The organism is Pseudomonas sp. ZL2 (genome assembly GCF_054788455.1).
This window is the reverse complement of sequence record NZ_JBGOGX010000030.1, coordinates 1-23,480: the sequence shown is the minus strand read 5'-3', so window position 1 is coordinate 23,480 and position 23,480 is coordinate 1. Positions and strand designations below refer to the sequence as shown.

22 protein-coding genes are annotated in these 23,480 nt (G+C 61.4%); 10 read left to right on the top strand and 12 right to left on the bottom strand.

The features are described 5' to 3' along the window. Positions 1 to 420 precede the first annotated feature (420 nt). A complete protein-coding gene (locus ABM562_RS18815; protein WP_115088507.1) occupies positions 421 to 1,842 on the top strand; it encodes an amino acid permease in 1,422 nt (473 codons plus the stop codon). Positions 1,843 to 1,886: 44 nt separating this feature from the next. Here the strand turns inward: ABM562_RS18815 and ABM562_RS18810 are convergent, their stop codons facing one another. The 6 genes from ABM562_RS18810 to ABM562_RS18785 form a co-directional block, all read right to left on the bottom strand. Continuing rightward, on the bottom strand, positions 1,887 to 3,014 hold the full coding sequence (locus ABM562_RS18810; RefSeq protein ID WP_460422926.1) for a DUF1120 domain-containing protein: 1,128 nt from the start codon (positions 3,012 to 3,014) through the stop codon (positions 1,887 to 1,889). Positions 3,015 to 3,101: 87 nt separating this feature from the next. After that, the gene (locus tag ABM562_RS18805; RefSeq protein WP_460422925.1) at positions 3,102 to 5,564 is read right to left on the bottom strand and encodes a fimbria/pilus outer membrane usher protein; all 2,463 of its coding nucleotides are present in this window, start codon (positions 5,562 to 5,564) and stop codon (positions 3,102 to 3,104) included. Beyond that, positions 5,561 to 6,277, bottom strand: a complete 717-nt coding sequence (locus tag ABM562_RS18800) for a fimbria/pilus chaperone family protein (RefSeq protein ID WP_134063704.1) — start codon at positions 6,275 to 6,277, stop codon at positions 5,561 to 5,563. Before ABM562_RS18800 ends, ABM562_RS18805 begins: the two co-directional genes overlap by 4 nt. A gap of 137 nt (positions 6,278 to 6,414) precedes the next feature. Continuing rightward, on the bottom strand, positions 6,415 to 7,050 hold the full coding sequence (locus ABM562_RS18795; protein WP_134063702.1) for a DUF1120 domain-containing protein: 636 nt from the start codon (positions 7,048 to 7,050) through the stop codon (positions 6,415 to 6,417). Between the two features lie 123 nt (positions 7,051 to 7,173). Then, positions 7,174 to 7,809 carry a DUF1120 domain-containing protein gene (locus ABM562_RS18790; protein ID WP_134063700.1) on the bottom strand — a complete coding sequence of 212 codons (636 nt, stop codon included), beginning with the start codon at positions 7,807 to 7,809 and terminating at the stop codon, positions 7,174 to 7,176. 164 nt (positions 7,810 to 7,973) lie between these two features. Continuing rightward, a complete protein-coding gene (locus ABM562_RS18785; protein ID WP_115088147.1) occupies positions 7,974 to 8,627 on the bottom strand; it encodes a DUF1120 domain-containing protein in 654 nt (217 codons plus the stop codon). A 366-nt stretch (positions 8,628 to 8,993) separates the two neighbouring features. Here ABM562_RS18785 and ABM562_RS18780 point away from each other — a divergent pair, with 366 nt between their 5' ends. Next, positions 8,994 to 9,308, top strand: a complete 315-nt coding sequence (locus tag ABM562_RS18780; RefSeq protein ID WP_115088146.1) for a helix-turn-helix domain-containing protein — start codon at positions 8,994 to 8,996, stop codon at positions 9,306 to 9,308. A 327-nt stretch (positions 9,309 to 9,635) separates the two neighbouring features. Further along, a complete protein-coding gene (gene arfB, locus ABM562_RS18775; protein WP_115088144.1) occupies positions 9,636 to 10,049 on the top strand; it encodes an alternative ribosome rescue aminoacyl-tRNA hydrolase ArfB in 414 nt (137 codons plus the stop codon). Here arfB and ABM562_RS18770 read toward each other — a convergent pair. The 5 genes from ABM562_RS18770 to phhA all read right to left on the bottom strand — a co-directional run bounded on the left by ABM562_RS18770 (position 10,043) and on the right by phhA (position 14,081). Further along, positions 10,043 to 11,242: an MFS transporter gene (locus tag ABM562_RS18770; RefSeq protein WP_460422922.1), complete on the bottom strand. Its 1,200-nt coding sequence runs from the start codon at positions 11,240 to 11,242 to the stop codon at positions 10,043 to 10,045. The genes arfB and ABM562_RS18770 overlap by 7 nt on opposite strands. 100 nt (positions 11,243 to 11,342) lie before the next feature. Then, positions 11,343 to 11,471, bottom strand: a complete 129-nt coding sequence (locus ABM562_RS18765) for a hypothetical protein (RefSeq protein ID WP_258578902.1) — start codon at positions 11,469 to 11,471, stop codon at positions 11,343 to 11,345. A gap of 230 nt (positions 11,472 to 11,701) precedes the next feature. Further along, a complete protein-coding gene (locus tag ABM562_RS18760) occupies positions 11,702 to 12,895 on the bottom strand; it encodes an amino acid aminotransferase (protein ID WP_460422920.1) in 1,194 nt (397 codons plus the stop codon). Then, a complete protein-coding gene (locus tag ABM562_RS18755; RefSeq protein ID WP_036994257.1) occupies positions 12,895 to 13,251 on the bottom strand; it encodes a 4a-hydroxytetrahydrobiopterin dehydratase in 357 nt (118 codons plus the stop codon). Before ABM562_RS18755 ends, ABM562_RS18760 begins: the two co-directional genes overlap by 1 nt. Positions 13,252 to 13,292: 41 nt before the next feature. Further along, positions 13,293 to 14,081 (bottom strand): phenylalanine 4-monooxygenase, encoded by a 789-nt coding sequence (gene phhA, locus ABM562_RS18750; RefSeq protein WP_134063694.1) that lies wholly within the window; start codon positions 14,079 to 14,081, stop codon positions 13,293 to 13,295. A gap of 281 nt (positions 14,082 to 14,362) precedes the next feature. On the opposite strand from phhA, the gene ABM562_RS18745 reads away from it, so the two are divergent. Beyond that, positions 14,363 to 15,919, top strand: a complete 1,557-nt coding sequence (locus ABM562_RS18745; protein ID WP_134063692.1) for a sigma-54-dependent transcriptional regulator — start codon at positions 14,363 to 14,365, stop codon at positions 15,917 to 15,919. A 125-nt stretch (positions 15,920 to 16,044) separates the two neighbouring features. Here ABM562_RS18745 and ABM562_RS18740 read toward each other — a convergent pair whose 3' ends face one another. After that, positions 16,045 to 16,305: a DUF2790 domain-containing protein gene (locus tag ABM562_RS18740; RefSeq protein ID WP_115088139.1), complete on the bottom strand. Its 261-nt coding sequence runs from the start codon at positions 16,303 to 16,305 to the stop codon at positions 16,045 to 16,047. 404 nt (positions 16,306 to 16,709) lie between these two features. On the opposite strand from ABM562_RS18740, the gene acs reads away from it, so the two are divergent. The 6 genes from acs (at position 16,710) to argR (ending at position 23,415) form a co-directional block, all read left to right on the top strand. Further along, on the top strand, positions 16,710 to 18,671 hold the full coding sequence (acs, locus tag ABM562_RS18735) for an acetate--CoA ligase (RefSeq protein ID WP_038996456.1): 1,962 nt from the start codon (positions 16,710 to 16,712) through the stop codon (positions 18,669 to 18,671). 576 nt (positions 18,672 to 19,247) lie between these two features. Continuing rightward, positions 19,248 to 20,030: an ABC transporter substrate-binding protein gene (locus ABM562_RS18730; protein WP_115088138.1), complete on the top strand. Its 783-nt coding sequence runs from the start codon at positions 19,248 to 19,250 to the stop codon at positions 20,028 to 20,030. A 90-nt stretch (positions 20,031 to 20,120) separates the two neighbouring features. After that, the gene (locus tag ABM562_RS18725; protein WP_010226646.1) at positions 20,121 to 20,810 is read left to right on the top strand and encodes an ABC transporter permease; all 690 of its coding nucleotides are present in this window, start codon (positions 20,121 to 20,123) and stop codon (positions 20,808 to 20,810) included. Next, positions 20,807 to 21,505, top strand: a complete 699-nt coding sequence (locus ABM562_RS18720) for an ABC transporter permease (protein ID WP_038996454.1) — start codon at positions 20,807 to 20,809, stop codon at positions 21,503 to 21,505. Before ABM562_RS18725 ends, ABM562_RS18720 begins: the two co-directional genes overlap by 4 nt. Positions 21,506 to 21,571: 66 nt before the next feature. Continuing rightward, positions 21,572 to 22,336, top strand: a complete 765-nt coding sequence (locus ABM562_RS18715; protein WP_010226650.1) for an ABC transporter ATP-binding protein — start codon at positions 21,572 to 21,574, stop codon at positions 22,334 to 22,336. A 98-nt stretch (positions 22,337 to 22,434) separates the two neighbouring features. Further along, a complete protein-coding gene (gene argR, locus ABM562_RS18710) occupies positions 22,435 to 23,415 on the top strand; it encodes a transcriptional regulator ArgR (RefSeq protein ID WP_134063690.1) in 981 nt (326 codons plus the stop codon). Positions 23,416 to 23,480 lie beyond the last annotated feature (65 nt).

Genomic DNA, 23,480 nt, shown 5'->3' with positions numbered 1-23,480 from the left:
CGTGCCCGTCAACGGCTTGTTCGCAAGCCTTGGGAACGGTGAGATAGGCGCCATTGCCGTGTGCAAAGCCGGGCCGGAGAGCCGGGCATTCAATAAGAACAAATGGAGGCGCCATGTACGCCAATTACCCCCCCAGGCTAGAACCCTTCCTCAGGACCGGTGCGTTTTGTCGTCAGACAGTTACGCAACGTGTTGACCCCTGCGCGTCTGTAGGGGTATACAATGCGCCGCGTTTTAACTGTGACCCCAATGCGTACCGCGCACTCTTGCTGACACCCGGCTGATTCGCCCACGGCTTTTGCCCTGGATGGGCAGCAGTTGTCCAAGATCTTCAAGGTAATCACCTTGTTAATTCCGCTGCGCCACGAGCGCGGTGGGTCCGATTCCGTCACAGATAAAAACAAGCAGGTGACTTCGTTCATGAGTGGACAAAACACACATTCAGGCGAGCTGAAACGCGGCCTGAAAAATCGCCATATCCAGTTGATCGCCCTGGGCGGTGCAATCGGTACCGGGCTGTTCCTGGGTTCGGCCGGGGTGATGAAGTCGGCGGGCCCGTCGATGATCCTCGGCTATGCGATCTGTGGCTTCATCGCCTTCATGATCATGCGCCAGCTCGGCGAGATGATCGTCGAAGAGCCGGTGGCCGGTTCCTTCAGTCACTTCGCGCACAAATACTGGGGCGGTTTCGCTGGCTTCCTGTCGGGCTGGAACTGCTGGATGCTGTACATCCTGGTGGGTATGTCGGAACTCACCGCGGTCGGCAAGTACGTGCACTACTGGTGGCCGGAGATCCCGACCTGGGCCTCGGCGGCTGCCTTCTTCATCCTGATCAACGCGATCAACCTGGCCAACGTCAAAGTGTTCGGCGAGGCCGAGTTCTGGTTCGCGATCATCAAGGTCCTGGCCATCGTCGGCATGATCGCCCTGGGCAGCTGGATGCTGGCCAGCGGTAGCGGCGGCCCGCAGGCTTCGGTGAGCAACCTGTGGGAACACGGCGGCTTCTTCCCCAATGGCGTCAGCGGCCTGGTGATGGCCCTGGCGATCATCATGTTCTCTTTCGGCGGCCTGGAAATGCTCGGTTTCACCGCAGCCGAAGCCGAAAAACCGAAGACCGTGATCCCCAAAGCGATCAACCAGGTGATCTACCGCATCCTGATTTTCTACATCGGTGCCCTGGTGGTGCTGCTGTCGCTGACCCCATGGGACAGCCTGGTCACCAGCCTCGATGCGGCCGGTGGTACCTATGGCGCCAGCCCGTTCGTGCAGGTTTTCTCGCTGCTGGGCAGTGATGTTGCCGCACACATCCTCAACTTCGTGGTCCTGACCGCGGCGCTGTCGGTGTACAACAGCGGTACCTATTGCAATGCGCGCATGCTCTACGGCATGGCCGAACAGGGCGATGCCCCGGCGGGCCTGGCGAAGATCGACAAGCGCGGCGTGCCGGTGCGTTCGATCATGGCTTCGGCTGCGGTGACCCTGGTTGCGGTGCTGCTCAACTACTTCATCCCGCAGCATGCGCTGGAACTGCTGATGTCGCTGGTGGTTGCCGCCCTGGTGATCAACTGGGCAATGATCAGCTACTCGCACCTGAAGTTCCGCCAGCACCTGAACAAGACCGGCCAGACCCCACTGTTCAAGGCCCTGTGGTACCCCTATGGCAACTACATCTGCCTGGCCTTCGTGGTGCTGATCCTGGGCATCATGCTGCAGATCCCGGGCATCCAGATTTCGGTCTATGCGATTCCGGTCTGGCTGCTGGTGATGGGCGTGTGCTACAGCCTGAAAACCAACCGCAGCAAAGCGGCGGCCGCGGCAACCCCGGCATCGCTTAAACGCTGATTCACCCGGTTGAAAAAACGCCCCGCTCTGCGGGGCGTTTTTGTTTACAGGTAGATGATCTCGATCGTGGCCGAGCCGTCGAGGTGGATGTCCTGGCGGTTGTCCAGCTCGTCGGTGGCAGCGATCACCGGCATGATGTTGATCTGCGTGCTCAGGTGGCGGATGGCGATCGGGCCGCTAATGTTGTTCTCGACATCGTTGAAGCCGAGCAGGGTGGTGGTGGTCAGCGGTTTGCTGGTACTGCCCGCGGTGCTCCAGCCCGTGCCGCGGGTCGACTGGGTGATGTACACCGCCGGCAACTGGTCGGCGCTGATGTGCAGCGGGTCGATCTGCACCTCGTACAGGCCGATCTTGTTCTCGCTGGCATCACGGCCCAAACCATAGAAGTTAAGGGAGTCGACCACGGCGCTGCCATCGCGGTTGTCCTGCATCAGCAGGGCATAGCGCGCCGGGCTGTCGCACTGGATCGACAGGTTCAGCTGGCGCGTGGGCAGACGCGTGCGTTTGTCGCTGTTCAGGGTCTGCATGCTGATCTTGCCGTAATTCACCACCCCGCCCTGGGACAGCATCGGCGTGCAGGCCGCTGGCTGGATCTGCCATTGCAAGGCAAGTTCTGCATGGCTGCCGGGTAGCGGAGCAACGAACTGCCCGGTTGTACGGAACGCGGTCGACTCGCGCACTTCAAAGGCCTTGGCGGACAGTTCGGCTTCGAATACCAGGTTCAGGCTCAGGCTGCGGCCTTGCACCGCCTTGCCGGCGCGGACGGGGACAATGCCACTACGCGGTTGCCAGCCCAGCGAGCCACTGGTCGGGCCCGGTAGCGCGCCGGCCTGCTCGATCCGGGCCAGGTCGACTCGCTCGCCGTCGACAAAGGCATCCTCGGCACGCATTCGGTAGTGACCGCCAGCAGCCAGTTCGAAGCGCTCGGTATCCAGGGCATTGGCTGTGTAGAACAGGCTCAGGTCGGTGGGTTCGCTGCAGCTCAAGGTCAATTGGGCGGTTTTCTCCAGTAGCGCCAGGCCCGGGCTGCCGGGTTGCAGGCGGGTTCGGTCGAGGGTGCCATAGTCCAGCGGCGCCGGAGTGACGTGCAGTCGGCATTCGCCGGCAATGGCAGTCAGCGGCAGGCTGAAGAGAAGAAGCAATACAAGCTGGGAATTTTGCCGGGTGTTCATGATTTGACGCGTCCTCACCGGAGCGGTGTGTGGAAGGACGACACAACGTGTGGCTGCCGTCTGGCGTCATGTCGTCGCGAAAGGGCTTCAACTGCAGGTGCGTTGGACCTGGGTGTAGTAGCTGTCGCTGACGGCGAAAGTGTCGGGGTCAAGGGTCACGCGGCACTCGCGGGCCTGGTGGTCGCTGACGATCAGGTGACCGATATCGGCGCTGTTGTCGATGAACACCAGTCCGCCCGGTTGCACCAGGTTGATGAAGCGCCCGCGGTCGTCGAACACCGAAGCGCCACTGGCCAAGGGCTGGCCGCTGTCGTCGAGCAAGGTCAGCAGTACCCGTCGGGTACTCCAGGCCCGGAAACTCAGGCGCGGCACTGCCCCGCGACTGGCGTGCAGCACACCGGCACCCTGGTCGACATTGATGTGGGTCGGCAGGCTCTGGCTGTCTACCTCGACCGGGCTTTTGCCATAGGCGGCCAGCGAGGCGATTACCGCATTGCCGGCGTAATCGGTCCACACCGGCCCGCTGGGCGTGCTGGCCTTGACCCCGGAAGTGTCGGTGACCGAGAGGATCGCGAAGGTGTCGCGGATCGGGTAGGGCGAGGGTGTGATCCCGGCGCCATGTACCGCGATACCGCCGCGCAGGCCCAGGTTGTAGTTGGTGTTATCGCCATCGCCGCTGTAGTTCAGGTCCAGTTGGGTGTAGCGCGGTAACGCGGAAAGACCGGCGCTGGCCAGGGTGCTGGAATCGCCCGAACGGTGCTCGGCACCCAGGCGGTAGCCAAAGCTGTCGTTGACCTGTTCGTTGTAGGCAACGGTACTGGTGGTGCTGGTGTCGTTATGGCGCACGCTGCTGCGCAGGCGCCGACGACCATCCAGCGGGAGGCTGGCGCTGAAGTACAGGGCGTCGTCGTTGTAGCCATCGTTGCTTCCGAGGGCTTTTTCCACCGTCGCCGAGAGCGTTACACCGTTGTAGCTGTTGCCCCAGGACAGGAACAGCCGCTGGCTGCTGTCGTGCTCGTAATAAGTGGTTTGCGTGTAACCCAGATTGAGGCTGCCCAGGGTGTGGCTGGCCCAGCGCAGGCTGGTGCTGAACTGGTCGCGGTAGCTGGAGATGAGCTGATCGTTGTCGCGGTAGGTGCTGTCGAGCAATTCGCGGTAGCCGCGGCTGCGGTGGTTGCCGGCCACCAGGCTGCTCCATTGTTCGTGCAGTTGCCAGTTGAGCTGGCCGCCCAGTTGCGCACCTTGTTGATCAAGGCTGCTGGCGTGTGTGCCGATGGCAAAGACTTCAGCGCTGACCCGTGGCGTGAGCGCCGTGCCGAGGCTGGCGCCCAAGCTGCGATAGCCCTGGGCGAGGATCAGGCCGCTGCTCAAACTTGAGGTATTACCCAGGGCGCCGGTCTGGCCCAGGCTCACCACCGCCGGGTCGTCCGTGCCATGACCATGACTGCGCACCACGCCGGCGCCGACACTGTAACCGCTTTGCGGGCGGGCGCTGGCCGCCAGGCTGGCCGGCACGCGAAAGCGCCGTTGCTCGCCATTGGTCTCGATCACCGTTACTTCCAGGTCCGAGCGCGAGGTAATGCGCGGTATGTTAGTGAGGGTGAAGGGCCCGGGCTGCACCACCGTGCTGTACAGCAAGGCGCCGTTCTGGTGCACCTCGACCCGCGCCTGGCTGTTGGCGATGCCTTGTACGCTGGCGGTGTCCAACTGTGACAGCAGGCCGTACTCGGGAGTGACCTGCGCACCGATGATCTGCGCACCGTTGAGCACCGGGTTGACCAGGCTGATCTCGCCGGCCTGGAACAGGCTGCGCTGCTGGGCGAAGCTGCGTTGCACATAAGTGTCGAGCATCTCGCTGCGCACCTTGCCGTCGAAGCGGCTGTGCACCTGGCGGCTGCGCAGGATCCAGTTGTCCAGGTTCACCCCCACTTCGGTGTTGGCTGCGGCATAACGGCTGGATTCACCGTCATAGCGGTTGAACGAGCCGAAGATGTCATAGTTCAACAACCCGGCGACACCGCCCTGGCTGTAGCCATCGGACCATTGTCGTTCGTCCCGCAGCGCCTGGTCCGGCACGAACAACCGCACTTGGTGCTGACCGGGTTGCAATTCGACCTGGGCCTGGGGGAAGGCCGTGCCCAGGGCCCGGCAGTCCGGGTCGGTGGGCATGTCCTGTTCATCCAGGGTGGTGGACCATTCGGCGGGTTGGCGCAGCCCTGCGAAGGCCAGCAAGGCGTCATCGACGCACAGGCTGCCATCTTCGCCGAAACGCGCCTGGGTGGTGCCCTTGTCGCGGCCGTTGACGCTCAGGCTGACCTGCTGGCGCCCAGGCGGGAAGCGCGTTTGCCGGCCGAACAGAGCGGCAAGTTTAGGGTCGATACCGCGCTGGCGCAGTACCTCCTGGTCGAACACGCTGTGCTCCGGCGGGGTGGGTTCATTGGCCGCGCGCGCCGGCTTGAAAGTCTCAAGGCCCAGCAGGGTGAGACACAACCCCAGTATCAATTGCTCGCGCGGACGGGGTTTGCCAATGGCATCAACGATGACCTTCACAGGATGCTTGCCTCATAGGGATCGACCGCAAAGCCATAGACCGTGGCCGGTTGAAAGCGCACGGTGTTGGCCGCGGCGGCGGCATCAGGCAAGTCGAGGGTGATGGTTTCGTTGGCCAGCACGTAGGTGCGGCCAAGGTCCAGGGCGTGCTGGCCGGGCAGCAGTTTCAGTTCCTGGGCCAGGCGCACCACGTAGGGCGTGTTGTTCTCCACCCGCAGCTGTTTGCCGTCGATGCGCCAGGCCAGGCCTTTCCAGGGTTCGCTGTTGCGCGCCAGGCCCTTGGGGTGAAGGATCACCGGCAGGTTCTGGCGCACGCCGAAGTTGACCCGCATAGCCCCGGGGTCGCCCGGCGCGGTTTCGCGGATGCCTTCGAAGATCACCCGGCGCAGGCGTTGGGTCTGCAGCGGCTGGTTACCCACGTAGTGGAAGATCACCTGCTGCTCTTTGCCTGCCTCTACCCGGGCCACCGTGGGCTGCACCACCAGCAGGTTGTCGGTGTCTTCGCTCGGGTTTTCGATGAACACCGCCAGCAGGGCGGCATGGGGGTCGGTGTTGGTGACCACGAAGTCGCTGCCGTTGGCGCGGGCTTCTTCAACGATCACCACCGAAGTCCGGGGCACCATACCGTCGGCGTGTGCCTGTATCAGAGGTAGGGTGCAGATGAGAATCGCAGGCAGCAGGCTGCCGGCAAAGGATTTGCACGCAATAGTCATGGTTGTAAGGTTCTTGTGCGGTGCCGAGCGCAGCTCCCCTCGAGTTGCATCCGGCAAGCTCGAAGCGGGGGAGTGCGCTGGCCGTGGAGTAGGACCGGGTCGCGAGAATCCTTGTTCACGACCCCTGGAGTGAGCGACTAGAGATAGACCAGCTCAACGGTCGTACTGCCGTCCAGCTCTACGCGGTCGCTGAAAGGCAGCTCCTTTTTGACATGACCATGGATGTTCATGACGACGCTCACGCTGCTCGCTGCTGAAGGCCTGGGCTCGACACCCGTGGAGAAGCCCAGTCGAAACTGAGGCATGTACCCTGCTTCTTCAACCATGCCGGTCGAGACAATGGTCCAGGAGTTGCCGGCGTCCATTGACTCCACGGTCGTGCCTTGCACACCATCGATCAGGACATCTTCGCTATTCCATCTGAGCAGGTATCCACCAATGTTCTGGTCCTGATGCTTGCCAAGGCCGAACAGTGCCCCGCCAGCCTGGCCGCTGTCTCGGCGGTTGTCATTGGCGATGAGGGCGAAGGTTGCTGGGGTGCTGCACTCAATGGAGAGGTTTAGCGACTTTGCAGGCAGCAGGTAGCCATAAGAAATCTCTTCAAGCTCGGTTACCGCGAGGGAGCCATAATCAACCACACCGCCGTTGGCGAATGTCGGGGCACACGCCGATGGCGTAATGTTGCCGGTTACGGTCAGGTCTGTGGTCGCGGCCAGGGCCGTGGCAGACGCCAGGCTCACAAGCACCGCAAGGGACAGTGCAGACTTTTTCACAACGCTTTCCTTCTGGTGTTGGCGGTTGCTGGTGGCCCGTATCGCGAATACGGTCATCCCCCCCAGGTAACGGGCAGCAGGGAGGGGATGGCGTTCGGCGGGCTCTTGTCTCAGCGGCGGGTGTTAGAGGTAGATGACTTCGATGGTCGCGCTGCCGTCCAGCTCCATGGCGCCGTTCAGGGTCAGGCCTTTGTTGATACTGCCGCGCACATCCATGGTTACGTTGACACTGGTTGCTGGCGTCGGGCCCAGGTTAGTGCCGCTGGAGAATCCTGTGAGCGTATTTGGCGCTCGCCCGGCGTCGAAAAGACCGCCGTTGATGACGTTGGTCCAGCTGTTGCCGCCATCCTCGGATACCAGGTTGAGGCCTTGTGCGCCGTCGACCACGGTGCTTTCGTACTCCCAGACCATGCCGTATTGCCCGATCGACTGGTCCTGGTGCTTGCCAAGCCCGAACAGCCACGGGCTGGCGGGGCTGCTGTCGCGGCGGTTGTCGTTGGCGATCAAGGCGAAGGTGGTAGGCGCGCTGCATTCAATGGAAAAGTTCAAGGACTTCGCCGGTAGCTGGTACTGGCTAGGGGTCTCTTCGAGGTCGCTCAAGGCGAGGCTGCCGTATTCGACCAAGCCACCATTGCTCAAGGTCGGCGTGCAGGCGGCCGGGGTGATGATCCCGGTCACGGTCAGGTCAGTGGTGGCAGCCATAGCGTTGGCCGTTGCCAGGGACATCAGCACAGCAAGGGACAGGACGGAGTTTTTCACAACGGTTTTCCTTTTAAATGTTGGTGTTGGGTACTGCGAGGTGTCCCGTTTCGCGAGCGCAGTTGACCGCTCCCTGGCCAATGGCAGGGAAAAGTTTCGGGCGTTCGGCGGGATCTTTTATGCGGTCGGTGAAGGACCGCTACGCGTTTGCGTTCTGTGACCGGCTAGAGGTACTGCAGCTCGATGACCATGTGCCCATCCAGCAGCTCTTCGTCCAGATGTGTCATGTCGTTGCGCAGCCAGCCTGTAACCTCCAGGCGCAGGTTCAACTGCTCGGCGGCTGACGGGCTGCTCTGGCCGCGCCGGGCAAAGCCCAGGCGTGAGTCGGGCTTGTCGCCCAGGTGCTCGAAGCCGCCACCGGGCATACGAGTCCAGGTGCTGCCTTTGTCTTCGGAATAGAGGGTGTCGGCTGGCAGGCTGTCGAGGGTCGCGTCACTGTCCGCCCACACCGCGCTGTAAAAGCCCAGGGCCTCGCCGCTGGTGGTGGTGCCCAGACCGAAAGCCCTGGGCGCTGGCATCGAGGCGCTATCGCGGCGATTGCCGGTGGCTACCAGGGCGAAACGGGTTGGACGGTCGCAAACGACGGTGAAGGTCAGGTTGCGCGGCGGCAGGATCGAGTGATCGGGAATGACGGGTTGGGGAGGGAGTTCTGGCATGGAAATATTGCCGAAATCGACCTGGCCGCTTCCGGAAAGCGACGGCGTGCAGGCTGCCGGGGTGATGGTGCCGCTGATGTTGACGTCAGTACTGCTGGCATGTGCGCCAGCACTGACAAAGGTCAGCAGTGCGGTCAGGGTGCACAAACGTTTGGTGTTCATTGTTCGGTCCTTTGAAAATGAATGAACCTCCGTGCCGTTGTTGGTCTTATGCAGGAATCGGCAGCGGATGGCTCTTCAGGCAGCGCAAGGCAAGCTTGCTCTGCCAGTTACCAGGGACGAATCCCTGATCCTGTGTCATCCGTGACGATTTTTCACACGTTTTTGTTAGACGATAGAGCGTGCGAATGTTTGGTTTTATGTGCTTTGCTTGGCCTTGCCCAGGGTAAACAGCGGGAGCATAGTGCTCGGCAAGGCCGTCTGTGTTGTTCGGATGCCGATTATGCCCAAAAAAATGTTCGTGTAAAGGGGTTTTGATTGAAAAATTGTGCAAGTACTGCACCGAAATCGGCAGAGAGCGGAGAGCGATTGCGCCAGGAGCGTACCCGTCTGGGCTTGCGTCAGGATGATTTCGCCCAGCTTGGCGGGGTCAACCGCAATACCCAGGGCAGTTATGAAAAAGGCGAGCGCAACCCGGACGCCGCTTACCTGGCGGCGGTAGCAGGCGCAGGTGTCGATGTGCGATACGTGATTACGGGGGTGCGCACGATTGATGGTGGCGCTTCGTTGAACGAGCCGGAACAGCGATTGCTGGCTCAATACCGATCATTGGCTATCGCCGACCAAGAAGTTGTGCATAGAATTGTCGGGGCCATGCACGACGCGAAAGGTAGTGGCGCATAGCTATTATCTCAATTTTCCTACGAAACGCTCGGAACGGTCCTGGTGGGTCCGCAGGGAATTGCTCGTAACGTCGATGCATTCAGTCTCGTTAGGGAAGGGTGATCATGTCGGAGCATAAAACCTGCGCATTCAACACGGAAAGTGACGCTTCATCGGTGCAAGCCTTGAGCGAAGTCGAAAACGAGCTACTGATTTTGTTTCGCCAATTGTCCCCAGTTGATCAGGGCTGCGTGCACCGGGTGGCTGAGGTACTGTGCCAGGGGGCGGAGGGGGGGCGCTCGTGAACGCCGTTGAGCAACCGGCCTCATTGCTTTTAAAGGATTTACGATGTTGCAGTTATCCAACGCGGTGCAGATACCGGACGACGAGATCGAGTTGACCGCCATCCGCGCCCAGGGCGCCGGCGGCCAGAACGTCAACAAGGTCTCCAGTGCCGTGCACCTGCGTTTTGACACCCAGGCCTCATCGTTGCCGGCGTTCTACAAGGAACGCCTGCTGGCCCTGAGCGACAGTCGCATTACCCGTGACGGGGTGATCATCATCAAGGCCCAGCAGTATCGAACCCAGGAACAGAATCGTGCCGATGCCCTGGAGCGCCTGCGCGAACTGATCCTCTCAGCCATCAAGGTCGAGAAGGCGCGACGCCCGACCCGGCCGACCCTGGGTTCCAAGACCCGGCGCCTGGACACCAAGAGCAAGCGCGGGGCCATCAAGGCCGGGCGCGGCAAGATCGATTATTGAGACAGGTGCCGCGTTGGTTGCAGGCGGGCCTGGCGGTACAGATACAGGCTCAGTAACAGGCCGCAGAACGACGCGCCGGCAGCAAAGACAAAGATCGAAGCGAAGCCGAATCCGGCGGCAATCGCCCCGGCCAGTGGCCCGGTGATGCCCAGCGACAGGTCGATGAACAGCGAATAGGCGCCCACGGCCGCGCCGCGATTGGAGGCGGAGACCAGATTGACCGCTTCGACCCCCAGGGCCGGAAACACCAGCGAGAACCCAAAGCCGCTCAGCGCCGCACCGGCCAGGGCCAGCTCGGCACTCGGCGCCTGCCACAGCAACAGCAGGCCGAGGGTTTCCACCGACAGGCAGGCGATGGCGACCCGATAACCACCGATACGGTTGATCAGGTTGCCGAACAGCAGTCGGGCACCAATGAAGCAGGCGCCGAACAGGCTCAGGCACAGCGCCGCGTTGTTCCAGTTGTGGCTGGCGTAGTACAGGGTGATGAAGGTGGCGATGGTGCCAAAGCCGATCGAGCCCAGGGCCAGCCCCGAGCCGTGGCCGAACACCCGGCCAAGCACGTGCAGAAACGGCAGGCGTTCACCGGCAACCACAGGGGCGGCGGTTTTCGGCCAGGCCAGCGCCAGGCCCAGCACGCACAGCAGCAAAATGCTGGCGCCCATGCTCCACAGGCCGAACTGCTGCACCAGCACCACGCCCAGCGGTGCGCCGATGGCCAAGGCGCCATAGCTGGCGATGCCGTTCCAGGAGATCACCTTGGCGGTGTGTTGCGCGCCCACCCGGCCAATGCCCCAACCGATCGAGCCCGAGCCAACCAGGCTTTCGGCGCTGCCCAGCACCAGGCGGCCGACCAAAAGGCTGGCCAGGCTCAGCCATGGCGCATGTTGCAGCCACGCTGAAATCAGCATGAACACGCCGCTCAAGCCACAACCGGCCAGGCCGTAGAGCACGGCGCGCTTGCTGCCCAGATTATCGATGATGCGGCTGGCGTAGGGGCGGCTGAGCAGGGTGGCCAGGTACTGCACGCTGATCACCAGGCCCGCGACCACGGCGCCGAATCCCAGGTCGTTATGCACGTAGCCGGGCAGCACGGCCAGGGGGATGCCGATGTTCAGGTAGCCGATGAAGGTAAACAGGACGATGGAGACGACTTGCAGGGTGACCGCAAGGGAGCGCGGTGAGTCGGGCATGAGGGGGCTTTCGTAATAGAGGAATTCTTGACGGTGTGAAAACGTGTTGACGGGGTGGTCCCTGCATCAGCCGTTTTCACACAGTCTGATCGTTGCGCGATTATTCCTGGTCGGCGCTGGAAGTTTCGTCGCCGTCGTAGTCAGCCTGGGCTGGTTCGGCGCTGTGAGTGGCAGGAGTCTGCTCTTCTGGGTTCAGGCTTGGGAAGGGAAGATTCGGGATTTCATGCATCTCGTCGTTCCTCGCAAGTGTGTGGAAAGGCTGCGCAAGGCGCGCATGGGCTTGTGAAAGCCCGTGCAGGATACAGGAGTCTGAATGACAGTATGAATTTTCCTGCTGATTGGTGTTGAAGAGCGGGGGATCTTCGGGGCTGCTTCGCAGCCCATCGCTGGCAAGGCCAGCTCCCACAGGGTTTGGTATATGCAGATCCCGTGTGGGAGCCGGCCTTGCCGGCGATGCTTTTAACGACAGGCGTCGGCGATCGCCGCAGCCAGTGCTTCAAGGCGTGCCGCATCGGCGCCGGCGATGTTCGCCCGGCCAGTGCCGACCATGTACACGCTGTGGCGCTCACGCAGTTGCTTGACCTGCTCCGGCGACAAGCCGGTGTAGGAGAACATCCCGCGTTGTTCGGCAATGTGCGCGAAACGTTCGCTCAGGCCATGGGGTGCCAGGGCCTCGACCAGCCCGACGCGCAGCTCGGCGATGCGCTGGCGCATGGCCTCGACTTCTTCGACCCACAGGCGCTTGAGGTCGGCGTCGCCAAGAATCTGCGCCACTACCGCCGCGCCATGGTCCGGTGGCGTCGACCACAGGTTGCGCGCCAGCAAGGCCAGCTGGCTGCGCACATCCACCAGCTTTTCGGCATCATGGCTGCACACCAGCAGGGCGCCGGTGCGGTCACGATAGAGGCCGAAGTTCTTCGAGCAAGAGCTGGTAATCAGCAGCTCGGGCAGTTCGGCGGCGAACAGCCGTACCGCCCAGGCGTCTTCTTCCAGGCCATCGCCAAAGCCCTGGTAGGCAAAGTCGATCAACGGCAGCAACTCGCGACGGCGCACCACGTCCAGCACGGCGCGCCAGTCATCCTGGCTCAGGTCGAAACCGGTCGGGTTATGGCAGCAGGCGTGCAGCAATACCACATCGCCTGTTGGCGCGGCTTCCAGGGCAGCGAGCATCCCGGCGACATTCAGGCGGTTGTCCGCACCGACGTAGGGATAGTGGCTGACCTTGAGGCCGGCGCCGGCGAAGATGGTTTCGTGGATCGGCCAGGTCGGGTCGCTCAGCCAGATACCGCGGCCAGGCAGGCAGTGCTCGATGAACTCCGCTGCCAGGCGCAGGGCACCGGTACCGCCCGGGGTCTGGGTAGCGCCGGCGCGCTGGTTGCTGAACAGCGACGAATCACTGCCCAGGACCAGTTCGCCGATCAGCCGGCCAAAGGCCGCATCGCCATGACCGCCGACGTAGCTCTTGCTGGCCTGCTGCTCAAGCAGGCGCTGTTCGGCCTGCTTGACCGCGGCCGGAATCGGCGTCAGGCCCTGGGCATCCTTGAACACGCCGACACCGAGGTCGAACTTGTTCGGGTTGCTGTCCTTGGCATATGCCTCCATCAGCCCGAGGATCGGATCGCCGGGTACGCGCCCGATGGCGCCGAAGTGCATTACTTGCGGCCTTCGGCGGTGCTGGCGACCTCGTCGGTACGCGCGGCCATGATGAAGTCGTTACGGTGCAGGCCCTTGATCGAGTGGCTCCACCAGGTCACGGTGACCTTGCCCCATTCGGTCAGCAGGCCTGGGTGATGACCTTCGGCTTCGGAGATTTCGCCAACGGCGTTGGTGAAGGCCAGGGCATGCTTGAAGTTTTTGAACAGGAAGACTTTTTCCAGCTGCATGATGCCGTCACGGACTTCGATGTTCCAATCCGGGATCTGCTTGATCAGTACCGGCAGTTCTTCGTCGCTGACCTGTGGAGCATCGGCACGGCAGGCTTCGCAGTGGGCTTGGTTCAAGGCGTTCATAAGGTTTTCCGCAAGTGTTTGTTATTGGTTTGCAAGGTCGCTCAGGCGGCGACCTTGGGTGGAAATTTCGGTGCGTGCAGGCCCATCTTCATCGCCGTGTGAACCATGCCCATGATGTCTTCGTGGGCCAGGTCGAACAGGCGCTTGAGGTTGGGCAGGGCGAAGTACAGCGGTTGCAGGATATCGATGCGATACGGCGTGCGCATCGCTTCCATCGGGTCGAAAACCTGGTGCTCGGGCTCGTCGGACAGGCTGTAGACGGTCTCTTTGGGCGAAGACAGGATGCCGCCGCCGTAGATCTTGCGGCCCTGCGGGGTGTCGACCAGGCCAAACTCGATGGTCATCCAGTAGAGGCGGGCGAGGTACACGCGCTCTTCCTTGGTGGCCTGCAGGCCGAGCTTGCCATAGGTGTGGGTGAATTCGGCGAACCACGGGTTGGTCAGCAGTGGGCAGTGGCCGAAGATCTCGTGGAAAATGTCCGGTTCCTGCAAGTAATCGAGCTCTTCTTCGGTGCGAATGAAGGTCGCCACCGGAAAGCGTTTGCTGGCCAGCAGTTCGAAAAAGGTCTGGAAGGGGATCAGTGCGGGTACGCGGGCAACTTGCCAACCGGTGGTGGCGCCCAACACTTTGTTGATTTCGCCCAGCTGCGGGATACGGTCGTGAGGCAGGCCCAGCTGTTCGATGCCGTCCAGGTATTCCTGGCACGCGCGGCCTTCGATCACCTTCAATTGACGGGTAATCAGGGTGTTCCACACCGCATGTTCCTGCTGCGGGTAGTCGATAAAACCCTGCGCATCGGGCTCGCGAGCCACGTATTGCGTCTGTTTCATACTGCTCTCCTGCTGAGGGCCATTCTTGTTATGTGATCAAGCCATTACCCCTAGTGATAACCCTCAATTGTGCTGTTTGCAGCGGCCTGGCGGCGGATTTGCGATGATTTCGGCCTGGATTTTGTAACGATAACTTTACGAAATAGCCAGCATCCAGAAAAAACGGGGGCTTTAACCCTTGAAACCTCAGCTATCTGTCACATAATCTTTACGACTATTCTTCGGTCGCTGTAAAAAAATGCCCGACGTGCCGCGTACCAGACCTTCTTGTAGGACATTTCATGCGTATTAAAGTGCATTGCCAAAACCGCATCGGCATCCTGCGCGACATTCTCAACCTGCTGGTCGAGTACGGCATCAACGTCGCCCGCGGCGAGGTCGGTGGCGAGCATGGCAATGCCATCTACCTGCACTGCCCGAACCTGATCAACCTGCAGTTCCAGGCCCTGCGGCCCAAATTCGAATCGATTGCCGGGGTTTTCGGCGTCAAGCGCGTAGGCTTGATGCCCAGTGAGCGCCGGCACATGGAGCTCAATGCCCTGCTCGGCGCCCTGGATTTCCCGGTGCTGTCGATCGATATGGGTGGCTCCATCGTTGCCGCCAACCGTGCGGCGGCGCAATTGCTCGGGGTGCGGGTCGACGAGGTGCCGGGCATTCCGCTGTCGCGTTATGCCGAGGATTTCGACCTGCCGGAGCTGGTGCGCGCCAACAAGTCGCGGATCAATGGCCTGCGGGTCAAGGTCAAGGGCGATGTGTTCCTCGCCGATATCGCGCCGCTGCAGTCCGAGCATGACGACAGCGAGGCCCTGGCCGGCGCGGTATTGACCCTGCACCGCGCTGACCGCATCGGCGAACGCATCTATAACGTGCGCAAGCAGGAGTTGCGCGGTTTCGACAGTATCTTCCAGAGCTCGCGGGTCATGGCGGCGGTGGTGCGCGAGGCGCGGCGCATGGCGCCGCTGGATGCACCGCTGCTGATCGAGGGTGAAACCGGCACCGGCAAAGAGCTGCTGGCCCGTGCCTGTCACCTGGCCAGCCCTCGTGGCCAGGCGCCGCTGATGGCGCTCAACTGTGCCGGTTTGCCCGAGTCCATGGCCGAGACCGAATTGTTCGGTTACGGCCCAGGGGCGTTTGAAGGCGCGCGGGCAGAGGGCAAGCTTGGGCTGCTGGAGCTGACGGCGGGCGGCACCCTGTTCCTGGATGGCGTCGGTGAGATGAGTCCGCGCTTGCAGGTGAAACTGCTGCGCTTCCTGCAGGACGGCTGTTTCCGTCGTGTAGGCAGCGACGAAGAGGTGTACCTGGATGTGCGGGTGATCTGCGCAACCCAGGTCGATCTGTCCGAGTTGTGCGCCCGTGGCGAGTTCCGTCAGGACCTCTACCACCGCCTTAACGTGCTGTCGCTGCACATTCCGCCGTTGCGCGAATGCCTGGACGGCCTGCCGCCGCTGGTCGAACACTTTCTCGACCAGGCCAGCCGGCAGATCGGTTGCCCACTGCCCAAGCTTGCACCTGCAGCAATGGAGCGCCTGAGCCAGTACCACTGGCCGGGCAACGTGCGGCAACTGGAGAACGTGTTGTTCCAGGCGGTTTCGTTGTGCGACGGCGGGGTGGTCAAGAGCGAGCATATCCGCTTGCCGGACTACGGTGGCCGGCAACCGCTGGGCGAGTTTTCCCTTGAGGGCGACCTGGGGCAAATTGTCGGGCGTTTCGAGAAGGCAGTGCTGGAACGATTGATGAGCGAATTTCCCAGCAGCCGTGCACTGGGTAAACGCTTGGGTGTTTCCCATACAACAATTGCCAACAAGTTGCGTGAACATGGTGTTGGCAAGTCGGATTAATTAATCCGTTGTTAATAAAGCATGAGTAATAGAGGCAGGTTGTTAGTTGCAGGCGTGACGGTAAATGAGTGCAGCGCGCCTCGTTCGTTAACAACCGAGGCGCTGCAGGCGGTCAATCCGTTGGATCAACCGTTCGAGCAACCGTTACCCATCACCCGGTACTCGAGAATGTGGCGCTTGCCCTGGGAGTCTTCGTAGGTCATGCGCGCCGGGACCACTTCGCAGACATTCGGGACTTCGCTCATGGAAATAACCTTGGCGATGTCCAGGTGCTGCGAGTAACTGTACTGTTCAACCGGAATCTGCTCGGCGCCGCCATTTGCAACTTCCTCGGCCATGGCCACGCTGCAAAGACTACCCAGTGCCAATACCAGTAAAGCTTTCATCTTCATTTTTACCTGTCTAAGGTCGTAAGGGGGCACGCAGCGCTTGTGACGCCGCGTGTACAACATCATCAACTATCACGATTATTTGCCGATTAACTTCCCTTCGTGGGGGGCTACAAGAAAGTTAATCGTGGTGCCGTTGCTGGCGAGGTGAATTCTAGGAGTGCGGCCTGGGCTTAAACAGCCACGGTTTTGATAAACACTGTTGGCAGAAACTGTAACAATCGCCTGGCAGGCTGCCGGATTTTTTTATTTTTCCACCGTGCAGGCCCGGCCTTGAGCCTTCGTCGCTGGTTGCAGGGAGAAAAGACGAGGGCGTTACTACCAACGTCGAATGGCCGGCGCAGTCTGGTACAGTTACAACGAGGTCATACAAAAACAACTATTACACCGAGGTAACAAAGATGAGTGCGGCTCCCCTGTATCCCGTTCGTCCCGAGGTTGCGGCCAACACGTTGACCGACGAGGCGACCTACAAGGCCATGTACCAGCAGTCGGTGATCAACCCGGACGGCTTCTGGCGCGAGCAGGCTCAACGCCTCGACTGGATCAAGCCTTTCACCAAGGTCAAGCAGACCTCCTTTGACGACCACCATGTCGACATCAAATGGTTTGCTGACGGCACTCTGAACGTTTCCTACAACTGCCTGGACCGTCATCTGGCCGAGCGCGGCGATCAAATCGCGATCATCTGGGAAGGCGACGACCCTTCCGAACACCGCAACATCACCTACCGTGAACTGCACGAGCAAGTGTGCAAGTTCGCCAACGCCCTGCGCGGCCAGGATGTGCACCGGGGTGACGTGGTCACCATCTATATGCCGATGATCCCCGAGGCCGTGGTCGCCATGCTGGCCTGCGCCCGTATCGGTGCGATCCACTCGGTGGTATTCGGCGGCTTCTCGCCTGAGGCGCTGGCCGGGCGCATCATCGACTGCAAGTCGAAGATCGTCATCACCGCCGACGAAGGCCTGCGTGGCGGTCGCCGCACTGCGCTGAAAGCCAATGTCGACCTGGCCCTGACCAACCCGGAAACCAGCAGCGTGCAGAAGATCATCGTCTGCAAGCGCACCGGTGGCGACATCGCCTGGCACCAGCACCGCGACATCTGGTACGAAGACCTGATGAAGGTTGCTTCCAGCCACTGCGCGCCGAAGGAAATGGGTGCCGAAGAAGCGCTGTTCATCCTCTACACCTCCGGTTCCACCGGCAAGCCCAAGGGCGTGCTGCACACCACTGGCGGCTACATGGTGTATGCCGCACTGACCCACGAGCGGGTGTTCGACTACCGTCCGGGCGAAGTCTACTGGTGCACCGCCGACGTCGGCTGGGTCACCGGCCACAGCTACATCGTCTACGGCCCGCTGGCCAACGGTGCGACCACCGTGTTGTTCGAAGGCGTGCCGAACTATCCGGACATTACCCGCGTGTCGAAGATCATCGACAAGCACAAGGTCAACATCCTCTACACCGCGCCGACCGCCATTCGCGCGATGATGGCCGAAGGTCAGGCTGCGGTTGCCGGTGCCGACGGCTCCAGCCTGCGTCTGCTGGGTTCGGTGGGCGAGCCGATCAACCCGGAAGCCTGGAACTGGTACTACCACACCGTCGGCAAGGAGCGTTGCCCGATCGTCGATACCTGGTGGCAGACCGAGACCGGCGGCGTGCTGATCAGCCCGCTGCCGGGCGCTACCGCGCTCAAGCCGGGCTCGGCGACCCGTCCGTTCTTTGGCGTGGTACCGGCGCTGGTGGACAACCTCGGCAACCTGATCGAAGGCGCTGCCGAAGGCAACCTGGTGATCCTCGATTCCTGGCCGGGCCAGTCGCGTTCGCTGTATGGCGATCATGACCGCTTCGTCGACACCTACTTCAAGACCTTCCGCGGCATGTACTTCACCGGTGACGGTGCCCGTCGCGACGAAGACGGCTACTACTGGATCACCGGCCGCGTCGACGACGTGCTCAACGTCTCCGGCCACCGCATGGGCACCGCCGAGATCGAAAGCGCCATGGTCGCCCACCCGAAAGTCGCCGAGGCCGCAGTGGTTGGCGTGCCGCATGACATCAAGGGGCAGGGTATCTATGTCTACGTCACCCTCAACGGTGGCGTCGAACCGACCGAGCAACTGCGCCTGGAGCTGAAGAACTGGGTGCGCAAGGAGATCGGTCCGATTGCCTCGCCGGATGTCATCCAGTGGGCGCCGGGGCTGCCGAAAACCCGCTCGGGCAAGATCATGCGCCGCATCCTGCGCAAGATCGCCACGGCCGAGTACGACGGCCTGGGTGATATCTCGACCCTGGCGGATCCGGGTGTGGTGCAGCACCTGATCGATACCCACAAGGACATGAGCAAGGCTTCGGCCTGAGTCTGAAGCTGCTTCGCAGCCTATCGCCGGCAAGTCCGGCTCCCACAGGGTGATGTTTCCACTGTGGGAGCTGGCTTGCCAGCGATGAGGCCCTCATGTGTTACTCAAATGCCCCGTCCGGCATCTGCCGGCGGGGCTTTGTGCATTCTGTTACTTCGACAATCATCGGTAACCCTTCTGTCACCGCTTTCGCACAAAAGCGGGGCAAAGCGAAACGCCCAAGTGCCTTTTCGGAGCATTTTTTTGCGGCTTTGCGGCCTGCTGAAACGCTACGCTTGCCGGATTAGAAGGCTTTGCCAATAATAGGCCCGCTTATTGCTTCATTGATTGGTTATTTGTCTTTTGCTTTTGCATATTCCGTGAAAGCTGTCAATATCTCCGGCCCCGTGTTCCTGCGCTTCTGTAACTAGTTGTCGCATTGAAGAAATATCGGCTTCGGAGCTGTCGTTAAAATGCCGATCACTCGCTCGCCGCGTCTGCTTCAATGCCGACCCTGCGCAGCTCGCGTTGTACCCATTCGCATATCGGGCAGTCCTCAACCCTGCCTTGTATTGCCCTTTACCGATGGAGTTCCAGATGAAGAAACTCGCACTGCTTGGCGCCCTGGCGCTGTCCGTGTTTTCCCTGGCAGCGCTGGCTGATGAGAAACCGTTGAAAATCGGGATCGAAGCCGCCTACCCACCGTTTGCATCGAAGGCGCCGGACGGCAGCATCGTCGGCTTCGACTACGACATCGGCAACGCCCTGTGCGAAGAGATGAAGGTCAAGTGCGTGTGGGTCGAGCAGGAATTCGACGGCCTGATCCCGGCACTCAAGGTGCGCAAGATCGACGCCATCCTGTCCTCCATGTCGATCACCGAAGACCGCAAGAAGTCCGTGGACTTCACCGGCAAGTACTACCTGACCCCGGCGCGCCTGGTGATGAAGGAAGGTACTGCCGTCAGCGAAGGCCTGACTGAACTGAAGGGCAAGAAGATCGGCGTGCAGCGTGGCTCGATCCACGACCGCTTTGCCAAGGAAGTGCTGGGTGCGCAAGGCGCCACCATCGTTCCTTACGGCACCCAGAATGAAATCTACCTGGACGTCGCCGCTGGCCGTCTGGATGGCACCGTCGCCGATGCTACGCTGTTGGAAGACGGTTTCCTGAAGACTGACGCCGGTAAAGGCTTCGCCTTCGTTGGCCCATCGTTCACCGACGCCAAGTACTTCGGTGACGGCATTGGTATCGCTGTACGCAAAGGCGACGCGCTGAAAGACAAAATCAACGCGGCCATCGCCGGCATCCGTGCCAACGGCAAGTACAAGCAGATTCAGGACAAGTACTTCAACTTCGACATCTACGGCCCAGAAGCCAAGTAAATCGTCGACGTTTCACCTGTTCAATGGTGCAAGCAGCAGAGACTCTGAGGTTTGCACCATTTTTTCATCCCTAAGGTCGAGGACCTCATCATGTTGAAAGGCTACGGGGCAGTCATCCTCGACGGAGCGTGGCTGACGCTACAGCTCGCCTTGTCGTCCATGGCCCTGGCCATCGTGCTCGGTCTGATCGGTGTGGCGCTGCGTTTGTCGCCAGTGCGCTGGCTGGCCTGGCTCGGCGATCTGTATTCCACCGTGATCCGCGGGATTCCCGATCTGGTACTGATCCTGCTGATCTTCTACGGCGGCCAGGATCTGCTCAATCGCGTCGCGCCGCTGCTGGGCTTTGACGACTATATCGACCTCAATCCGCTGATGGCGGGTATCGGCACCCTCGGTTTCATCTTTGGTGCCTATCTGTCGGAAACCTTCCGTGGTGCGTTCATGGCCATTCCCAAGGGGCAGGCCGAAGCCGGCATGGCCTATGGCATGAGCAACCTGCAGATTTTCTTCCGGGTGCTGGTGCCGCAGATGATTCGCCTGGCGATTCCTGGCTTCACCAACAACTGGCTGGTCCTGACCAAGGCTACCGCACTGATTTCGGTGGTCGGCCTGCAGGACATGATGTTCAAGGCCAAGCAGGCGGCCGATGCCACTCGCGAGCCTTTCACCTTCTTCCTGGCGGTAGCGGCGCTGTACCTGGTGATCACCAGTGTTTCGCTGCTGGCCCTGCGTTACCTCGAGAAGCGCTACTCGGTAGGCGTAAAGGCGGCTGATCTATGATTTTCGACTACAACGTCATCTGGGAAGCGCTGCCGCTGTACCTGAACGGCCTGCTGACCACCCTCAAGCTGCTGGCGCTGTCGCTGCTGTTCGGTTTGCTGGCGGCGATCCCGCTGGGCCTTATGCGCGTTTCCAAGCAGCCGCTGGTGAACATGAGCGCCTGGCTCTACACCTACGTGATCCGTGGCACACCGATGCTGGTGCAACTGTTCCTGATCTACTACGGCCTGGCCCAGTTCGAAGCGGTACGTGAAAGCTTTCTCTGGCCGTGGCTGTCCAGTGCGACCTTCTGTGCCTGCCTGGCCTTTGCCATCAACACCAGTGCCTATACCGCCGAAATCATCGCCGGCAGCCTCAAGGCCACGCCGCACGGCGAGATCGAGGCGGCCAAGGCCATGGGCATGTCGCGGGTCAAGATGTACCGCCGCATCCTCTTGCCGTCGGCCCTGCGCCGGGCGCTGCCGCAGTACAGCAACGAAGTGATCATGATGCTGCAGACCACCAGCCTGGCGTCGATCGTGACCCTGATCGACATCACCGGTGCAGCGCGCACGGTCAACGCCCAGTACTACCTGCCGTTCGAGGCCTATATCACGGCTGGCGTGTTCTACCTGTGCCTGACCTTCATTCTGGTGCGCCTGTTCAAGCTGGCCGAGCGTCGCTGGCTCGGCTACCTGGCGCCGCGCAAGCACTGAGGCCTGCGCCCACTTTTTCGCCCTGAGCGTTAGCTCAAGACTGACTGCTTTGTGAGAATCGACAGCATGTACAAACTCGAAGTCCAAGATCTGCATAAACGCTACGGCAGTCACGAAGTGCTCAAGGGCGTGTCCCTGGCGGCCAAGGCAGGCGACGTGATCAGCATCATCGGCTCCAGCGGTTCGGGCAAAAGTACTTTCCTGCGCTGCATCAACCTGCTCGAGCAGCCGCACGCGGGCAAGATCCTGCTCAACAACGAAGAGCTCAAGCTGGTGGCCAACAAGGACGGCGCGCTCAAGGCCGCCGATCCCAAGCAGCTGCAGCGCATGCGTTCGCGCCTGTCGATGGTGTTCCAGCACTTCAACCTGTGGTCGCACATGACCGCGCTGGAAAACATCATCGAAGCGCCGGTGCACGTGCTGGGCATGTCGAAAAAAGACGCCCTGGAAAAAGCCGAGCACTACCTGGCCAAAGTCGGTGTCGCCCACCGCAAGGACGCCTATCCTGGGCATATGTCCGGTGGTGAGCAGCAGCGCGTGGCAATTGCCCGGGCGCTGGCCATGGAGCCGGAAGTGATGCTGTTCGACGAGCCGACCTCGGCGCTCGACCCGGAGCTGGTCGGTGATGTGCTCAAGGTCATGCAGTCGCTGGCCCAGGAAGGCCGGACCATGGTCGTGGTCACCCATGAAATGGGCTTTGCCCGCGAGGTGTCGAACCAGCTGGTGTTCCTGCACAAGGGCCTGGTGGAAGAGAGCGGCAACCCGCGCGAAGTGCTGGTCAACCCGCAATCGGAGCGTCTGCAGCAGTTCCTCTCGGGCAGCCTGAAGTAAGTTTGCCGTCCTGCACCAAAATGGGTCATGCTGCGTCGCAAGCGCAGCCTGACCAGGCTCTAACTTCTTGACCTTTCTCAGGTTTCGGACCGCACCTCATGACCACCCAGCGAATCGGTTTTCTCATCTGGCCCAGCACCAAAGCCCTGACCCTGGCGCTGGCCGAAGAGGTGTTGCGGGTTGCCCAGAGGGTCCATCCGGAAGTGGTCTACGAGCTGTCGTTCCTGCAGGCCGAAGCACCTGGCGAAGGCGCCTGGCGCCTGCCGGGCGAGCCGTGGGCCGGCAAGCTCGAAGGCTGCCAAAAACTGTTCTTGCTGGCTGACGAGCCGCCGCAGGCTGTGGCTTCGAGCCTGGCCAGCGCACTCAAGCAGCTGGTACGTGCCGGTTGCGTGGTCGGCGGCCTGTCGGCGGGGGTTTACCCGTTGGCGCAGTTGGGCCTGCTCGATGGTTATCGGGCTGCGGTGCACTGGCGCTGGCAGGATGATTTCGCTGAACGCTTCCCCAAGGTCATTGCCACCAGCCACTTGTTCGATTGGGATCGCGACCGTTTGACGGCGTGCGGCGGCATGTCGGTAATCGACCTGCTGCTGGCGGTGCTGGCTCGCGATCATGGTGCCGAGCTTGCCGGTGCGGTGTCTGAAGAGCTGGTGGTCGAGCGAATTCGCGAAGGCGGCGAGCGCCAGCGCATTCCGCTGCAAAACCGTCTCGGCTCCAGCCATCCGAAGCTGACCCAGGCCGTGCTGCTGATGGAAGCCAACATCGAAGAGCCGCTGACCACCGACGAGATCGCCCAGCATGTGTGCGTATCGCGCCGTCAGCTGGAGCGGATCTTCAAGCAGTACCTCAATCGCGTGCCGAGCCAGTACTACCTGGAACTGCGCCTGAACAAGGCGCGGCAGATGCTGATGCAGACCAGCAAGTCGATCATCCAGATCGGGCTGTCCTGCGGGTTTTCTTCCGGGCCGCATTTCTCCAGCGCCTACCGCAACTTCTTTGGCGCAACGCCGCGGGAAGATCGTAACCAGCGACGTAGCAGCAGCCCGTTCGAACTGTCGTCGGTGCCCGCGGAGCGCGGCTGATAGCCGATGCTATCGCCGGCAACGCCGGCTTGTGTCTTGAGGTAGGAATAGAATCAGAAGTGAGA

What these genes read in the sequence shown, in the direction of transcription:
- ABM562_RS18815 (WP_115088507.1), top strand. Translation starts at nt 421, where the DNA reads ATGAGTGGACAAAACACACATTCAGGCGAGCTGAAACGCGGCCTGAAA.
- ABM562_RS18810 (WP_460422926.1), bottom strand. Translation starts at nt 3,014, where the DNA reads ATGAACACCCGGCAAAATTCCCAGCTTGTATTGCTTCTTCTCTTCAGC.
- ABM562_RS18800 (WP_134063704.1), bottom strand. Translation starts at nt 6,277, where the DNA reads ATGACTATTGCGTGCAAATCCTTTGCCGGCAGCCTGCTGCCTGCGATT.
- ABM562_RS18785 (WP_115088147.1), bottom strand. Translation starts at nt 8,627, where the DNA reads ATGAACACCAAACGTTTGTGCACCCTGACCGCACTGCTGACCTTTGTC.
- arfB (WP_115088144.1), top strand. Translation starts at nt 9,636, where the DNA reads ATGTTGCAGTTATCCAACGCGGTGCAGATACCGGACGACGAGATCGAG.
- ABM562_RS18770 (WP_460422922.1), bottom strand. Translation starts at nt 11,242, where the DNA reads ATGCCCGACTCACCGCGCTCCCTTGCGGTCACCCTGCAAGTCGTCTCC.
- ABM562_RS18765 (WP_258578902.1), bottom strand. Translation starts at nt 11,471, where the DNA reads ATGCATGAAATCCCGAATCTTCCCTTCCCAAGCCTGAACCCAGAAGAG.
- ABM562_RS18760 (WP_460422920.1), bottom strand. Translation starts at nt 12,895, where the DNA reads ATGCACTTCGGCGCCATCGGGCGCGTACCCGGCGATCCGATCCTCGGG.
- ABM562_RS18755 (WP_036994257.1), bottom strand. Translation starts at nt 13,251, where the DNA reads ATGAACGCCTTGAACCAAGCCCACTGCGAAGCCTGCCGTGCCGATGCT.
- phhA (WP_134063694.1), bottom strand. Translation starts at nt 14,081, where the DNA reads ATGAAACAGACGCAATACGTGGCTCGCGAGCCCGATGCGCAGGGTTTT.
- ABM562_RS18745 (WP_134063692.1), top strand. Translation starts at nt 14,363, where the DNA reads ATGCGTATTAAAGTGCATTGCCAAAACCGCATCGGCATCCTGCGCGAC.
- ABM562_RS18740 (WP_115088139.1), bottom strand. Translation starts at nt 16,305, where the DNA reads ATGAAAGCTTTACTGGTATTGGCACTGGGTAGTCTTTGCAGCGTGGCC.
- acs (WP_038996456.1), top strand. Translation starts at nt 16,710, where the DNA reads ATGAGTGCGGCTCCCCTGTATCCCGTTCGTCCCGAGGTTGCGGCCAAC.
- ABM562_RS18730 (WP_115088138.1), top strand. Translation starts at nt 19,248, where the DNA reads ATGAAGAAACTCGCACTGCTTGGCGCCCTGGCGCTGTCCGTGTTTTCC.
- ABM562_RS18725 (WP_010226646.1), top strand. Translation starts at nt 20,121, where the DNA reads ATGTTGAAAGGCTACGGGGCAGTCATCCTCGACGGAGCGTGGCTGACG.
- ABM562_RS18720 (WP_038996454.1), top strand. Translation starts at nt 20,807, where the DNA reads ATGATTTTCGACTACAACGTCATCTGGGAAGCGCTGCCGCTGTACCTG.
- ABM562_RS18715 (WP_010226650.1), top strand. Translation starts at nt 21,572, where the DNA reads ATGTACAAACTCGAAGTCCAAGATCTGCATAAACGCTACGGCAGTCAC.
- argR (WP_134063690.1), top strand. Translation starts at nt 22,435, where the DNA reads ATGACCACCCAGCGAATCGGTTTTCTCATCTGGCCCAGCACCAAAGCC.